17 protein-coding genes and 1 riboswitch are annotated in these 15,101 nt (G+C 58.9%); of the genes, 5 read left to right on the top strand and 12 right to left on the bottom strand.

Annotated elements, in window-relative coordinates:
- Positions 1-66: 66 nt before the first annotated feature.
- The 6 genes from ACQY8Q_RS02890 to ACQY8Q_RS02865 all read right to left on the bottom strand — a co-directional run bounded on the left by ACQY8Q_RS02890 (position 67) and on the right by ACQY8Q_RS02865 (position 6,596).
- The gene (locus ACQY8Q_RS02890; RefSeq protein WP_428424473.1) at positions 67-2,121 is read right to left on the bottom strand and encodes a bifunctional aldolase/short-chain dehydrogenase; all 2,055 of its coding nucleotides are present in this window, start codon (positions 2,119-2,121) and stop codon (positions 67-69) included.
- Between the two features lie 72 nt (positions 2,122-2,193).
- Positions 2,194-3,165, bottom strand: coding sequence for a sugar-binding transcriptional regulator (locus tag ACQY8Q_RS02885; RefSeq protein ID WP_428424471.1), 972 nt, complete (start codon positions 3,163-3,165; stop codon positions 2,194-2,196).
- A 486-nt stretch (positions 3,166-3,651) separates the two neighbouring features.
- The gene (locus ACQY8Q_RS02880; RefSeq protein WP_428424469.1) at positions 3,652-4,416 is read right to left on the bottom strand and encodes an amino acid ABC transporter ATP-binding protein; all 765 of its coding nucleotides are present in this window, start codon (positions 4,414-4,416) and stop codon (positions 3,652-3,654) included.
- A complete protein-coding gene (locus tag ACQY8Q_RS02875) occupies positions 4,413-5,072 on the bottom strand; it encodes an amino acid ABC transporter permease (RefSeq protein WP_428424467.1) in 660 nt (219 codons plus the stop codon). The genes ACQY8Q_RS02880 and ACQY8Q_RS02875 overlap by 4 nt, the downstream gene beginning before the upstream one ends.
- Before the next feature lie 13 nt (positions 5,073-5,085).
- Positions 5,086-5,733 (bottom strand): amino acid ABC transporter permease, encoded by a 648-nt coding sequence (locus tag ACQY8Q_RS02870; RefSeq protein WP_428424465.1) that lies wholly within the window; start codon positions 5,731-5,733, stop codon positions 5,086-5,088.
- Positions 5,734-5,813: 80 nt separating this feature from the next.
- Positions 5,814-6,596 carry an ABC transporter substrate-binding protein gene (locus tag ACQY8Q_RS02865; RefSeq protein ID WP_428424463.1) on the bottom strand — a complete coding sequence of 261 codons (783 nt, stop codon included), beginning with the start codon at positions 6,594-6,596 and terminating at the stop codon, positions 5,814-5,816.
- Positions 6,597-6,731: 135 nt separating this feature from the next.
- Between ACQY8Q_RS02865 and ACQY8Q_RS02860 the strand changes: the two genes are divergently transcribed.
- Positions 6,732-7,691, top strand: a complete 960-nt coding sequence (locus ACQY8Q_RS02860) for a LysR family transcriptional regulator (protein ID WP_428424461.1) — start codon at positions 6,732-6,734, stop codon at positions 7,689-7,691.
- Here ACQY8Q_RS02860 and ACQY8Q_RS02855 read toward each other — a convergent pair.
- From ACQY8Q_RS02855 to rpsU, 6 genes are all read right to left on the bottom strand, one after another.
- Entirely contained in the window at positions 7,688-8,134 is a 447-nt protein-coding gene (locus ACQY8Q_RS02855) for an acyl-CoA thioesterase (RefSeq protein WP_428424459.1), read from the bottom strand. The genes ACQY8Q_RS02860 and ACQY8Q_RS02855 overlap by 4 nt on opposite strands.
- A 156-nt stretch (positions 8,135-8,290) precedes the next feature.
- Positions 8,291-8,566: a hypothetical protein gene (locus tag ACQY8Q_RS02850; RefSeq protein ID WP_428424457.1), complete on the bottom strand. Its 276-nt coding sequence runs from the start codon at positions 8,564-8,566 to the stop codon at positions 8,291-8,293.
- A 91-nt stretch (positions 8,567-8,657) separates the two neighbouring features.
- The gene (locus ACQY8Q_RS02845; RefSeq protein WP_428424455.1) at positions 8,658-9,374 is read right to left on the bottom strand and encodes a hypothetical protein; all 717 of its coding nucleotides are present in this window, start codon (positions 9,372-9,374) and stop codon (positions 8,658-8,660) included.
- 159 nt (positions 9,375-9,533) lie between these two features.
- On the bottom strand, positions 9,534-10,199 hold the full coding sequence (locus tag ACQY8Q_RS02840) for a hypothetical protein (protein WP_428424453.1): 666 nt from the start codon (positions 10,197-10,199) through the stop codon (positions 9,534-9,536).
- 176 nt (positions 10,200-10,375) lie between these two features.
- A complete protein-coding gene (locus ACQY8Q_RS02835; RefSeq protein ID WP_428424451.1) occupies positions 10,376-10,756 on the bottom strand; it encodes a helix-turn-helix domain-containing protein in 381 nt (126 codons plus the stop codon).
- A gap of 489 nt (positions 10,757-11,245) precedes the next feature.
- Positions 11,246-11,479, bottom strand: coding sequence for a 30S ribosomal protein S21 (gene rpsU, locus ACQY8Q_RS02830; protein ID WP_037110421.1), 234 nt, complete (start codon positions 11,477-11,479; stop codon positions 11,246-11,248).
- 451 nt (positions 11,480-11,930) lie between these two features.
- Here rpsU and ACQY8Q_RS02825 point away from each other — a divergent pair, with 451 nt between their 5' ends.
- From ACQY8Q_RS02825 to ACQY8Q_RS02810, 4 genes are all read left to right on the top strand, one after another.
- A complete protein-coding gene (locus ACQY8Q_RS02825) occupies positions 11,931-12,224 on the top strand; it encodes a hypothetical protein (RefSeq protein WP_428424449.1) in 294 nt (97 codons plus the stop codon).
- A 288-nt stretch (positions 12,225-12,512) separates the two neighbouring features.
- A riboswitch (cobalamin riboswitch) is annotated at positions 12,513-12,727 on the top strand.
- Positions 12,728-12,836: 109 nt separating this feature from the next.
- Positions 12,837-13,244, top strand: coding sequence for a DUF1636 family protein (locus tag ACQY8Q_RS02820; protein ID WP_428424447.1), 408 nt, complete (start codon positions 12,837-12,839; stop codon positions 13,242-13,244).
- A 24-nt stretch (positions 13,245-13,268) separates the two neighbouring features.
- Positions 13,269-14,063: an ABC transporter ATP-binding protein gene (locus tag ACQY8Q_RS02815; RefSeq protein ID WP_428424445.1), complete on the top strand. Its 795-nt coding sequence runs from the start codon at positions 13,269-13,271 to the stop codon at positions 14,061-14,063.
- Positions 14,064-14,079: 16 nt separating this feature from the next.
- A complete protein-coding gene (locus tag ACQY8Q_RS02810; RefSeq protein WP_428424443.1) occupies positions 14,080-15,042 on the top strand; it encodes an ABC transporter substrate-binding protein in 963 nt (320 codons plus the stop codon).
- Positions 15,043-15,101: the final 59 nt, after the last annotated feature.

Genomic DNA, 15,101 nt, shown 5'->3' with positions numbered 1-15,101 from the left:
AGACAAAAGCCGCCCGCAGCGGGTGGCTGCAAGCGGCTTTCCAGATTGTCGCGGCTCTTTGAGAGCTTACCGCATCGCCGCAGCGATGTTCCCGCCATCGACAGTGGTCACATCGGCGGTGGTGCGCTCAGCCAAAGCTTGATGCACGAAGGCCTGGGCGACGTCGTCGGCTGTCACCTCAAGGCCCAGCAGATTGCCGCCCATATAGTCCTTGGCCGACAGGCCGCGTGCCGCCGAACGGTTTGCGATCATCTCGTCGTTGAGCAGGCCGGAGCGGATGCGGTCGGCATTGACGGCGTTTGACCGAATGCCATCCTTTCCATGTTCCAGGGCATACTGACGCGACAGAAAAAGGGCTGCTGCCTTGGGCAAGCCGTAGGCGCCGAAATTGGCGCCGGGATTGACCGCCTGTTTGCTGGCATTGAACAGCAGCACGCCGCCAGTCGCCTGCTCCTTCATGATCCGCACCGCGTTTTGCGCCACGCTCTGGTGCGAGAAGAAATTCAGCTCGAAGCTTTTGCGCAGCAAAGCATCGTCCACGGTGGCAATCGGGCTCTCCCAGGCGGCGCCCGCATTGGAAACGACGATATCCACGCCGCCATACGTGGTTACCGCAGCATCGAACGCGGCACGCACCGACGCGGCGTCGGTGACGTCGCAGCCAAGGCCGATCGACTGGTTGCCAATCGACTTTGCAACCTCAGCCGCCTTGTCACCGTCGAGATCGAGCACGACGACATGGGCACCTTCGCGGGCGAAGGCCTTTGCCGTCGCCGCGCCGATGGCGCCAGCACCACCGGTGACGATAGCAACCTGACCGGTGAACGGCTTGGCCTTGGCGCCGGCAAGCTTTGCCTGTTCCAGTGACCAGTATTCGAGATCGAACAGATCGGGCTTGCTGACCGGCTGGAAACGCCCGATGGATTCGGCGTCACGGGCGGCCTCGATCCACATTTCCCCGACATCGGCGGCGATCCTGGCATCCTTCAGGGTGCGGCCATGGCCGAACATCCCCAGGCCCGGCACCAGCGTCAGGCGTGGCATCGGATCCAGCATGACGCGCTTGATGTCGTCGCGTCCGTCATTTGTCTCAAAATAGGCGGTATAGTTCTTGGCAAAGGCTGCAACACGCTCTGCGATGACGGCCTTGTATCCATCCAGATTGCTTGCATCCGGCGCTGGCAGCACCATCGGTCCGGTCTTGATCCTAATCGACAGATCCGGCGTCGAAACCCCACGCGAGGCCATGTCCTCGACCTGTGCGGCGTTGACGAAATCGAGGATTGCCGGTGAGGTGCGGAACTCGCCGATCATCCGGTCGTATCGGCCTTCACCCTTGGTGACCGCAACGGCACCCCTTAGCATGGCCGCGATATCGTTGGGCTTGGCGAGATTTGCGGGCAGGGCGGCCGGGGTGAACGGGTTCTTGCCGTTTTTCGCCACGTACTCTTCAGCCAGCGTCACATAGTGGATCATCCGGTCATAAGCTTCCTTGGCGGTGGCGCCAAAGGTGAAGATACCGTGCTTATCGAGGATCAGGCCGTCCACGGTCGGGTCCCGGTCGAAAACTTCAGCGGCCAGCTTTGCGAGATCGAAGCCGGGCATCACATAAGGCACAAGCCCCATCTTCGGCCCAAACACCTTGGCGCTGACCTCCATGCTGCCCTCAAGGTCGGCAATCGCCAGAACGCCGGTCGAATGGGTGTGATCGACAAACTTGTGCGGAATGAAGGCATGCAGCAGCGCCTCGACGGAAGGATTGGGCGAGGCGGGATCGATCAGGTTGGCGCGCTGCAACGTCACCATGTCCTCGTCGGAAAGCTTTGTCAGCTTGCGGGCCTTCAACAGTGGCGCGATCTTGACGGCGGGAAGACCAGCAGGCTCGATGATCCCCATGTCCCAGCCGCTGCCCTTGACGCAGAGAACATCCCATTCGTCGCCAACGAGATCGCTGACGGTGGTCTTCACCGATGTGTTGCCGCCGCCGTGCAGAACCAGCCGCGGATCACCGCCGAGCAGCCGCGTCGTATAGGTGCGCAGCGCCAGGTCGCGGTTGACGCCCTTTGCGGCATAGATGGCGACCATGGCTTCGGCGTCGGCATCGCTCCAGAGATTTTTCATTGTTTGCTCCTCCCTCGGGCAGGTTTTCAGGCCCGGTTCTTGCCGGGCGGATCAGGATTTGATTGGGGTCGTCTATGGTGTGGTGCGGCTCCGCGCCTCGGCGCTCCAGCGCTCCAGAAGCCGCCGGGCCATGGAAGTGGTCACCACCAGATGCGAGGCAAAACCGCCCTTCAGCGCCGCCACAAGCGGTTCGAACTTGTCGTCTTCCTGCACCACCATCATGCGCTTGCCGATCGCGCGTATGGAATCGAGGTCGGCGGAAATACAGCGCCGATTGTGGGCGCAGTCCAGCCATTGGCCCTCACGGTCAATGATCTGGCCGGCAATGACGCCTGCAGCGCCGGTTTGCCCGAGCGCATGCATTTCTTCCGCCGTCAACGCACCGCATTTCACCAGATGGCTGTCATCCTCGATGCCGCCAACGGAATAGAGCGCCAGCTGGCAGTCGGAAATCGTCGCCATCTGCTCCCGGATCACCGGTTCCGCCCGCAATGCCGCCGCCAATTGCTCGGAACTTAGAACCAGCGGTGCATAGACATTGATGCCCTCGGCATTGAGACGCCGGGCGATTTCCGTGGTGCACTGGTCGGGCCGATAGGAATACGGCGCGCCGAGATTGCCACACAACTGGACGACAGTGACGCCTTGCAGGTCTGCATAGGGCATGACATCGGCCAGGTGATAGACCGTGCGGCCCCAGGCAACGCCGACACGATCGCCCTTGTTAATCAATTCCAGGAACACGGCGGCCGCAACCACAGGCATTTCCGCAGTCGGGTCCATGGCCTGCCGGTCTTCCGGCACGATCCACACCGAGGTGAGGCTCAAGGCATCCTCCAACTGGCGCGCCAAAATGTCGTCGGCAAACAGCTGTGTCGATGTGGAGATGTTGACGATGCCGGTTTCGCGGGCGCGCCGCAGATAGGTGGCGACGGACGCGCGGGAAATATTCAGCCGCTGCGCCACTTCATCCTGTCGAAGACCGTGGGTATAATAGAGCCACGCCGCCTTGTGCAGGATCTGATCAGTGGACCGGATGGGCATCATGTCTCCTTCAAACGCCGAATTAGACAATAGTCATCACCTTTGACAAAAGTCAAACACGCCGTGGAAAGAACTCTTTCATGCGGGCAATATCGGGCATGTGTCCGCGCGGCCCCGACGGAAGCGCTACGGGTGCAGCATTCAACGAGTTGCCATAGACGAAAATCTGCCCCCAAGTGGCTGCACCATGGCAATATCCTCCCATTGTCTCGCTGCATAGCAAGCCGGCCTCAACGCCGTCATTCTACGGCATGAGCGGGTCAGCGGTCGTGATCTTGTGGGGAATATCCCATGCCATATCGATGATATTGGGAGTACTCAAGCATCGGCGTCGAGGAGAGCCCGCTTGGGGTGGCCACCTGAAGCGATAGGGGCGAGCGGCGTAGCTGCAACAATGGCAGCATACGAATGACGACCGAGCGGTCGACGCTTCGGTGTTGAGCGTTATGCCGGAAAGTCCGCTCCCGGCATAACGCACCGTATCACTTATGCGGCAAGGTATTTCTTCAGGAAAGCCTTGGTGCGGTCCTGGGTCGGGGCGCGGAAGATTTCGCTTGGCGGTCCTTCCTCGACGACGACGCCGCCATCCATGAACAGGACCCGGTCGGCGACTTCGCCCGCAAAGCGCATCTCATGGGTGACGATCAGCATGGTCATGTGCTCGGCAGCAAGCTGTTTCATCACGGCGTTGACCTCATCAACCAGCTCAGGGTCAAGCGCCGAGGTCGCCTCGTCGAACAGCATCACTTTCGGCTGCATGGCGAGCGCCCGGGCGATGGCCACGCGCTGTTTCTGGCCACCGGACAGCCGCGACGGATAGGCATCGACCTTCTCCGCCAGCCCGACCTTCGATAACAGCTCGATTGCAAGCTCACGGGCGGCTTTCTTGGCCATGCCCTTGAGAATGACCGGACCCATGGTGATGTTTTCCAGCACCGTCAGATGCGGGAACAGATTGAAGTGCTGGAACACCATGCCCATCTGCTGGCGCACCACATTGATATGGCGCTCGAACGCTGAACCGCGCAAAGGTTGATTGACCTGTACGCCGTCAAGCCAGATCTCGCCGCCGTTCAGCGTTTCGAGATGGTTGATGGAGCGCAATAGGGTGCTCTTGCCCGAACCACTCGGGCCGATGATGGCAACGATCTGTCCGCGCGACACGGATAGATCGATCCCCTTGAGGACTTCCAGGGCGCCATAGGCCTTGCGGGCGCCCTTTACCTCGACCATGGGCCGCTGGACGGTCATCGGGTTACCTCCACTTGCTTTTCGACCTGCCGCAAACCGGTTTCAAGGACGAGATTGAGTATGTAATACAGTGCTGCCACCGTGATGTAGAATTCGAATGGCCGGAATGTTTCGCTGATGGCCAGCTGGGCCGAATGCACAAGTTCGGCGATACCGATGATCGAAACCAGCGACGATTCCTTCAACAGCACGATCAGGTTGTTGCCGATCGAGGGCAGGGTGTTGCGCACCGCCTGCGGTATGACAACGTAGCGCAGCGTCTGGAACCGGCCGAAACCGATGCTGCGTGCACCTTCCGTCTGTCCGACATCGACCGAGACGATACCGGCGCGTAGGACGTCGGCATTGTAGACGGCGAAGTGCAGTCCAAGACCAATGATGCCGGCAGCGAGCGCCGGGATATTGATGCCGATCTGCGAGAGGCCGAAATAGATCAGGAACAGCTGCAAAAGCAGTGGCGTTCCCATGAACAGCCACATGAAAAAGCGGATCGGATAGGCCAACACCTTCGGTGCATAGAGCACGGCGACGGCAAAGAAGATGCCGAAGAAGAAGCTGATGACTGCTCCGGTAACGGTCAGTACCACCGTCCACCACACCCCCATCAGGAGGATGTCGGTATAGGGCGTGACGACGCTGAAATCGAGACCTTGCATGTTGCGCCCTCCCTCAGTTGATTGCGTAGCGGCGGTCGAGGACATCGACCGCCCGCGCTACGGCATAAACGATGATCATGTAGAGCAGGGCGGCAATGCCAAAAATCTCGAACGGCTTGTAGGTGGAGCCGATGAAGCGCTGCGCCGTGTAGGTCAGCTCGACGACAGAGATCGTCGAGACGAGCGCCGAACCCTTGATCAGACCGACCGCATTGACGCCGAGTGGGCGGATCATCAGGCGCGCTGCCTGCGGCAGGACCACCAGACGCAAGGTCTGTAGCTTGCTGAAGCCGATCGTGCGCGCCGCTTCCACCTGGCCGCGATCAACGCCGAGAATGCCGCCGCGAATGGATTCAGCCATGTAAGCCCCGATGTTCAGTCCGAGACCGATGACACCAGCAGCGAAGGGATCGAGATTGATGCCGATCTGCGGACCGCCAAAATAAAGCACGAACAGCTGGATCAGGCACGGCGTACCGCGAAAGACGCTGACATAAAAACTTCCGAATGCCCTCAAGACAAACGAGCCCGACATCTTCGCCGAAGCGATAACGGCTGCGACCACAAGGCCGAGCAGCAACGACAGCACCGATATCTGCACGGTGACCCAAGCGGCTTCCACGAAAAACGGGAAGACGCGCAGCATCAGCGGGAAATCCATGGGAAAAACTCCGGGAGAGGCCTGCGAACGGCATTTGGCCGGCTTATCCAGCCGGCCAAATGCGTCTGATTATCGATCGATCAGCGGATGTCGCTGCCAACCCATTCCATGGCGATCTTTTCGTAGGAACCGTCCGCCATCATCTCGTCGAGAGCCTTCTGCATGGCAGCCTTCAGCTCGGGATTGTTCTTGCGGATAGCGATGCCGATGGCGACGCTGCCGCCTTCGATGTCAGGCGTTTCGAGACGGCGGACCTTTTCGCCGGTTTCCTTGACGGCAACCATGACAGGGATATTGTCGACGACGATAGCATCGACGCGGCCGGCTTTGAGTTCGAGCATCAGCTCGGGCAGACCCTTGTAGGTGCGCACGTCCCAGCCGCCCTGTTCGCGGGCCCATTTCTCGTGGGTTTCGCCCAGCGTGACACCGAGCGTCTTGCCCTTCAGATCGTCCAGCTTCTGGACGGCCGATGCCTCGTTGACGAAAACCGCGCGGCCGGCGTGGTAGTACGGCCCGACGAAATCGACAACCTTCTCGCGCTCCGGCGTGATGGTCATTGAGCCGACGACAGTGTCGAACTTGTTGGCGAGCAGGCCGGCGATGATGCCGTCCCAGGCGGTGGTCACGAGCGTACCCTTGACGCCGACCCGTTCGGCGATCGCCGTTCCGATCGAGGCATCAAAGCCGACGACTTCGTTCTTCTCATTGACAAAGTTGAAAGGCGGATACTGGCCGGACATGGCGATGCGAATTTCACCGGAGGACTTGATCGCCTCGAGATCGTCGGCACTGGCCGAAAAAGCGGTAAAGCTGGCAGCAAGGGCCAGGGTGGCGGCCATGAGGCCTGAAATGAGTGTCTTCATGTGCTGTTTTCCTCTGGATGAAAGCGCATTCTCTGTCGCTTGGGTACGCGTGGACGCGCCTTCCGATTTTGATGATTGCCTTTGTGCTATTATTGCGCAAATAGATAATGTAAATAGAAGGCATAGATTTCAGGAATGATACCACCGCGATCCGAGAGGCTGGTCTGGGAACTGGACTGGAATCTCCTGCGAACCTTCGTGGTCATCGCCGAAGTCAAGAGCATTACGCGCGCCGCCGAGCAGCTCAATCTCAAGCAACCCAGTGTCAGCAATGCACTTCGCCGGCTCGAAGACCGCATTGGCCGGCGCCTGGTCGAGCGCGACGCCACCCGGTTTGAGCTGACCGATGTTGGCCAGCTGCTTTATGAGCAAAGCATTGAGGTCTTTGGCACCATTTCGCAGCTTCCGCAGCTGGTGCGCGGTGTCGGCGACGACGTCACCGGCCATGTCACGATCGCGGTCGCCAGCCACGTCATCTCGCCGATCTTCGACAAGGCGTTGACCGCGTTTCATCGCAGTCACCCGCGCGCCACGCTGACCATCTCGGTCGCAACCAGCGGCGATGTAACCCGGCAGGTGCGTGAAAAACGGGCGTCTCTCGGATTGTGCCTCGTCAGCAGCCGTGATGCCGCTCTCGACTACACCATGGTCTACCGGGAATTCTTCGGCTTTTTCTGCGGGCCGGATCACCCTTTCTTCGGGCAACAGGGCTTGAAGCTCGCCGACTTGAAGGGCGAACCGTCTGTCTCGTTCCACACGGACAATGTTGCGGATGTGCTGCGGCCCGTGGCGCTTTTGCGCAGCGAGGCAAAGCTGGCAAGCAATGTGGTCGGCGTATCGTCAAGCCTTGAGGAGGTCCGGCGCATGATCGTGGCAGGCCTTGGTATCGGCCCGCTCCCCGTTCACGTCGCCAAGCGCGATGTGCAGGATGGCCTTTTGTGGCGGTTGCCGCCCTATGAGGCACCGCCCGCGATCGACGTCTTCCTGCTGGTAAATCCCGAAAAGATCTTCAATCGCGCTGAAAAGGCGCTGATCACCGGCATCCAGACCGCAATCGCCGAAACGCCGCTCGATGAGCGCATCTACGGCGCTTAACCGGCACTGTTTTCGTTGGCTGCGGCGCTTGCCTGAAGCGCCTCGGCGCGTATTCGCATGTCGGCATCAATTCCAACGGCGACCCGCCCGACGAGGTCGAACCGGACACTGACCGTTCTGTTGACCGCGTGAACCACACCGTCCAGCGAACCGGACATGACCTGTTCGAACGTCACCGAACTGCGGCCAGCCTTGACGACGCGAGAGTGGATCGTCAGCAGCGCGCCGGCCTTGGTTTCGTGCTTGTATTCGACCTCAGAGCGGACATCCGCCCAGCCCCGGCTTGTGTCGGCAAGACCGCCGGTACCGGCGATATGGCCGAGAAGCTGAAAACTGGCATCGTCGAACATCGCGGCGTAGTGGCGGACATTCATATGCCCCATGATGTCGCACATCCACGGATGGGCCACGCCAACGTAAGTGACGAGCGATTGATCCTGCATGTTTTCCTCCGGCGCCACGACGAACAGGGAGCTACCCACCATTGTGAGACGAAGGCTTAGCGCAAGCGTCGGAGGGCCGCAACGCGGTCACAGGAGATGTGGCCGCTGCGAACGCCTTTTCAGACATGCCCCGCAGCGGCCTAGGCAACACCCCATTCACATTTTGGTAAAGGCAGTAATCCCGTAGGCAAGACCGCCACCGGTTTGGATGGTCAGTGTTCCGCCATTGGCGCCGGCCCAACCGGCCTCGATATTCAGGATAGGGGAACTGATGCGCACGATGTTGGCGTTCGGCCATGCGAAAATTTTACCGAAATATTTTTGGGAAAAACTGCCGTTGGGGTAGCTGAAGACAACCGTGCAGGGTTTGTTGAGAATGTCGGACCCATGCGGGATGTCGGCGTTCAGCGTAATGTTGTAATAGGTTGCCATGTTGAAACTCCCATTGGTTGGCGCCGCTTAAAAGCGCTTCAGGTAAATTCTCGATTTCTAAAAATATACCGTGATTTTTCTACAGCATCCGTCAGCTCCCCTTTGTCGTGAATGAACCATCACTGTTGTATTGAACGATGATTACGCTGTATCCCAAGGTAAAATCGCACTCGGCAGCTTGGCCTGTTGTGTAAGTTACAACCTGCCCGGCGGAATAATTTCCGACGCGGACGTAGTATGTCGCGTAGGGTGAACAATAGACTTGGCTGTTGGGCAGCGGAGCGATGAAGCTCGATAGCGTGATGCTCCCGTCCTGATTGATGGCTGCGCACCCGCAATACAGTTCCGGCACAGGCTTGGGCGCGTAGGACGGGACCTGGATACCGAAAGAACCTGCCGTAAGACCCGGCTGATAGGTTGCCGCCGACAAACCCAAGGGGCTGGTTGTCAGCACGGAAGAGTTATCGACCGCTTGACTGGGCGCTGAGGTCGTCAGGTTGATCGGCTGCACCGCAGCTGCACTGCTCACGGCGCCTTTGGCACTGACCATAGAGAGGCTTGCATTGAATTTTACCTGGGACGAGGACGTGGCGGTGCTTTTCGAGCCGGCATAATTTTGCATATCGAAACCGAAATCCAGTTGCGCGCCGGAACTGGCATTGGAGGCCAAGGTCCCGGAAGCGAGGCTGCTGGACAGAACGGTCGGCGCTGCTCCGGAGTTGGTAAAGGACGCCTGTTTCTGGAAGGCATAGAAAGACATGGTCTGCGCCGACATGTTCTTGATGATGATGCTGTATTGCGAAGCCATGGGTTCTGCCTCCCAGGTGCCGTCCGGCTGCCTAAGTGATCAGTGATGTGTGAATAGGAAGCCGGATGTGGGCGTGCCAGCGATAGGCCAGCCGCTCGATTGAACCGTGTGAGCGGGTCCCTTGAATGGCCGCCCACACGTTCACTCTCAGATCAGCACTTACTGAATGATCTGCTGTCCCCACGAGCCATCGGCGTTGAGCGTGACATTGATGATCGAGTGGCCGCCGGTGAAATCGCAAACGGCAGCGTTGACGCTGGAGGTCGAGAAATTCATGACGGTTCCCGGCGTGTAGCCGCCCGTCTGGACATAGTATTTCAGAATCGGCTGGCAATCCGTGTTGTTGCTCGGGTTTGCCACCACGAAGTTCGACAGGGCGATGCCCCCGTTGACTTCGACGGCCGAGCCGACGTTGTAGACGGCAGGCGGCGAATAGGTCGGGGTGGTGATCCGGAACGCACCCGGTTGAACACCGGTACCATTCGTCGGCTGCGTCAATCCCAGCGGGCCGACGGATGCGGTGGTCCAGTCGTTGGCCGGACCTGAGGCAGGCGCCAGATCAATGGCCCGGCTGGCAGAGGAATAGCCTGAAGACTGGCCAACCGTTGGCGTGCTATGCGCCTGCTGGATGCCGGCATAGAACTGCATGTTCACCTGGAACGTCAGGGTAGAGCCTGTGGCGGCGTAGTTTCCCAAGCTCTCGGAATAGAGGCTGTTGCTGTAAACAATCGCGCCGCCTGTATAGACTGCCGGCTGCTGAAAGAAATAAAACTGCTGCGTTGCGGTCTCAAGATTGGTGACATTGATCGTCAGGAGTGTGGACATCGATAGTTCTCCGATTTGAGGTCTGTAAGGGGGCAATTTCACCTCTGTCAGCTGCCTATGGCATCGCGCGATACGCACCCATCAGTTGCATTCCCCGATGAAACTATTGCGATATCCTCTTTGTGTTTACTATCTAAAGCTGTTTACCGTGGGTAAAATAGCCAGGCCGTTTTGACCTACGGTTGAACGCGTTTTGGTTGCTCGGGTAGCGGCACTTTTGGCATCTCGGTGGTCAGCCCGATCAGCAGTTTGGTAATCCGCGTGGGGCGCTCCCGCAGCTTTCCGATAAGGTCGATTTCAAGCTCGCTCAACTGACCTGGCCGCAGCCAGTCCGGCCCGTTCCGCCCCATCAGTAACCAGTCGAGTGAGACATTGAGCAGGGCGGCAAGATTGCGTGCGTGATCCACGGACATGGCGTGCCCCTGCGTCCACTTGGTGATCGCCGCCGGGGAAATGGAAAGCTCGGCCGCAAGCGCTGTCGCCTTGCGATGGCCGCTTGCTGTCATAGCCTGTTTGAGCCGATCGCCACGCGCTCTGTCAATTTTAGGCTGGTGCATCGATCTACCCCTGGAATCAATCAGAAGTAGATATGAATGAAACTTAAACGTGTAGGAAATATTTCCTTTATACAGCGGAAATTCACTGAACGGTTCAACTCGGCTACATCCGGCAGGGAATCACATTTGTTTCCCGCGAGAGGGGATGCGTCCCACATGGAGAGCATCAACGCTAAATGGGAACGCCAAAGAAGCCGGGACGGCGAGGCATCGGCGGCGCCGAAAATAGGGATGCGCAGAACCAGGGCTTTTGGCGAGTGCGATGGCACGAGCGTAGCAGCAGTTATTGACTGGACCGTTCGAGCGCCGGAAAGCGCTGCACGTACCGGTGCGATCGGCGGGATATAGCTTCCACAGCGCCGTACCGTCGCTGCCGACGGTGGCCGAGTCGCCCAAATCTACTTATCGAGAAAAAACGAAACGAGGCGCGACCGGATACCGGACGCGCCTTGGACTAAAAAGCCCGAATCTCGTCAGAAGCCGCCGCTATTAGCGGGTTGGCTTCTTCTTCGGTGCGGGCAGAAGGCCTTCGCGCTGAAGCTGCTTGCGCGCATTCTTGCGCTGACGGCTGATAGCTTCTGCCTTCTGACGCGCCTTTTTGACGGACGGCTTCTCGTATGCTTCCCGCATACGCATTTCACGGAAGACGCCTTCGCGCTGAAGCTTCTTCTTCAGCACCCGGAGTGCCTGATCGACGTTGTTATCACGAACCAATACTTGCATGTGAATCTTTCAAAGTCTGATGTTCACTAAAGAGATGGCAGGGGCAGTAGAGCAATTTACGAACCAAATCCAGAGCGCGGGGCAAATTTTCTCACATAATTAGCCTAGTCTTTTGCGTAGCCCCCCAAACTTTAGCAGGAATACCCTTGATCAATTGGGTGGTTTTCCATCGGGAGCGCTGAAAAACAAGCCGCAACACCCCTCAGCCAAAGCTGCGGTGACCGGCGAGATTTGGAAACCTCATTGGATGCCCCAACACAAATAATGGAGCCTGATTCTGCTCAACCTCGTGATCCGCCGGTTACCGCAGGAACATGATATTGCTTCAGCGACACCCCGCCGGGCGCCCGCTCCTGTAGAAAGCAAAGCTGGCTTCCAGAATATTGAGGATCATTCGGGCGAGAGGGCTTAAGATCGGGTTCACCAATGTTTGACATAGCTCGGAAAAGCAGTGAATGCGGACCAAAACCGTGGGAACAAAATGCAAGTGTTAAACAGACCCAGACAGAATGGACCATACCGAGATCGCGATATCGGCTGCCAGGAGGCGCTTGAGCAATCCTTCCTGACTCTCGCGGAGTTGCATTCGGGTGAGGTTCTGGACGCAGCCGCCGGCAAGCTTTCATCAACCTTGATGGCATTGGCAAAGCGCGCTGAAAGCGTCGGCTGGACGCTGGAGGAAGCGGAAGTGGCCATCAGCGAATTGGCGCAAAATCTACTCGATGAGAACACGGGACACGGTTGAGACGTCCGGGTGACCGACCATTTGCTGAGGTAACGCCTACTCAACGCCACTTTCATTCCCCGGCTGTTTTCTTGAAGGTACGCCGCTGGAAATGCTCCTGCTCAATGAGGTACGCCGCCGGCCGGAACTCGGGACGGTTCCAGATTGCGTTGCGTCACAAACAACATCCGACAGGCTGTACGGTCGCCACAATGGCGCTTGACGCAGAGTGCGTAATTAAATAACATAACAGCCGTGATGAAGATATTGAAAGAGCGGAATCCGGCGTTGTCTGGTTGGTGGAATCGTGCGAGATGTCGTTCTGATGGTGCTGCTTCCAGGTGACCCTGGAGCGGCTGAAAAGGGAACACGGTGAGGACGACCCATCAAGGGCCAAAACCGTGGCTGCCCCCGCAACTGTAAGCGGAGAGTGCATTCACAACATCCCACTGGCCAAAAGCCGGGAAGGGGTGGATGCGCACTGACCCGCGAGCCAGGAGACCTGCCATCATCGATGATCAACTGCAACGGACGGGGTGTTCCGATGGAAAAAATCTGGCCTGAAAGCTGCGCTCTTGCGCGCCTGCACTTTGTCGCCATGTGGACTCCGGACGTCGCCTCCGGGGATAAAACATGGCGCATCATCCACAGCACATCATAACCGTCTGCACCGATTGCCGGATCACTGGAACCGCGTGCCGCCCGGGACTGGCACTGCTCGCCCGCCTGAACGACAGCCTGTCGCGCATGGGCGTTGCCAGCGGCTCTGATTTTTCGGTCGAGGGCACCGTCTGTATGGCCGGTTGCCAACGTCCGTGCACGATCGCATTCCAGGCCAGCGGCAAGGCGACCTATCTGTTTGGCGACATCGCGCCGGACACGGATATCGGCGCACTGGTGGATTTTGCCGCCATCTATGCCGAACGGCCGGATGGCTTGACGCGCGAGGCCGAACGCCCCCGCGGTCTCGGCGGCAAGACCATTGCCCGCATCCCGGCGGCTTTCCTTATCTCGGAACATCCCGGAGAGCGCATCCAATGAGACTGTGGTTGCGGGAGATAACCCATGAGCTGTGATGGCAGGGGCGCAAGCCTCAACGTTCTGGGCCTTAGCTGGGGACCAAGAGCCAATCTGCTGCTCGTTCGCGATGTCAGCTTCTCACTGGAAGCTGGCAACCGGCTCGCCATCGTCGGGCCGAACGGTGCCGGCAAGACGTCGCTGTTGCGCTGCCTTTATCGGGGCGTGGCCCCTGTGGCGGGTCGCATCGAAATCGATGGCGAGGACATTCGCACGCTTTCCGCCCGGGCTGTGGCTCGCCGTGTCGCCGTCGTGCTGCAGGAAATGCCGGCAGACTTCCCTTTCACCGTACTTGATGTGGTGATGATGGGCCGCATTCCGAGGCGCCAGGGACTGACAGGCTGGACGGACGAGGACCGTGCCCAGGTCAGACATTGCCTGGAACATCTGGATCTCGCCGCCATGGCCAATCGTCAGTTCACGACGCTGTCTGGCGGTGAAAAGCAGCGTGTGCTGGTCGCCCGGGCGCTGGCGCAGCAACCGGACATCATCATCCTTGATGAGCCGACCAACCATCTCGATATCCGCCACCAGCTGGAGATTCTTCATCTGCTCGCGGGGCTGAAGCTGACCATCGTCACCAGCCTGCATGATATCAATCTGGCCAGTACGTTTGCCACCCATGTGGCGCTGATGCGCGACGGCCGGATGGTCGGCTTCGGCCTGCCGCACGACGTGCTGACACCCCACGCGATTTCGACCACCTTTGGCGTCACCGCCCTTGCCCATCCGGGACAGGGCAACGCCGCCGCGCGCTTTTCATTTTCCCTCAAGACCGCCTGAACCGAAAGGACCAACCATGCCCTCTTTCCGCCTGTTCGCCTCCGCTGCGGGTTTCCTTGCCACGGCCTTCATCGCCATGCCGGCGTTTGCATACCCGGTCACCGTGAAGAGCTGCAACCGAGAGGTTACCTTCGATGCCGCGCCAAAACGGGCAATTTCCAACGACGTCAATCTGACTGAAATGATGCTGGCCTTGCAGCTGCAGGACCACATGGTCGGCTATACCGGCGTTTCCGGCTGGAAGACGCTGGATGAAAAGCTGCGCGACGGGGTCAAGGAACTCCCCGAACTGTCGGAGAAATATCCGACCAAGGAGGTCCTGCTCAATGCCGACGCCGACTTCTTTTTCGCCGGCTGGAACTACGGCATGAAGGTCGGCGGCGAGGTGACACCAGAAACACTCGATCCCTTCAAGATCAAGGTCTACGAACTGACGGAATCCTGCATTCACGTCATGGCCAAAGCCAAACCAACGATGAACGACATGTTTGTCGATATTCTCAACCTCGGCGCAATCTTCGGCGTCGATGACAAAGCAAAGGCACTCGTCGCAGGTTACGAAAAAGGGCTTGCCGACGTCAAAGGCCGGATCGGCGAGGTCAAGCAGCCCGTTCGCGTCTTTGTCTATGATTCGGGCACCGAGAAGCCATTTACATCTGGACGTTTCGGTATTCCAACCGCAATGATCGAGGCCGCCGGCGGCGCCAACATCATGGAAGATGTCGAGAAAAGCTGGGTCGAAGTATCCTGGGAGCCGGTGATCGAGCGCAATCCGCAGGTGATTGTCATCGTGAATTATGGCGACGTGACCGCCGAGCAGAAGATCGCCTTCATGAAGGAAAATCCCGCCTTCAGAAGCCTCGACGCCATCAAGAACGATCGTTTTGTGGTGCTCGACTATGTCGAAGCCACACCCGGCCCACGCAGCATCGACGCGATCAGCCGCCTAGCCGACGCATTTCATCCACGCAACATGTAGCAACAGTTGATCCGAAACATCCGGCCGGGCGAACGATCTGCCCGGCCTTTGCTTACTGC

It is taken from the genome of Pararhizobium sp., from assembly GCF_965279435.1.
In the GTDB taxonomy this organism is placed as follows: domain Bacteria; phylum Pseudomonadota; class Alphaproteobacteria; order Rhizobiales; family Rhizobiaceae; genus Pararhizobium.
The sequence above is the reverse complement of the archived record's forward strand: the minus strand, read 5'-3'. Positions and strand labels throughout refer to the sequence as shown.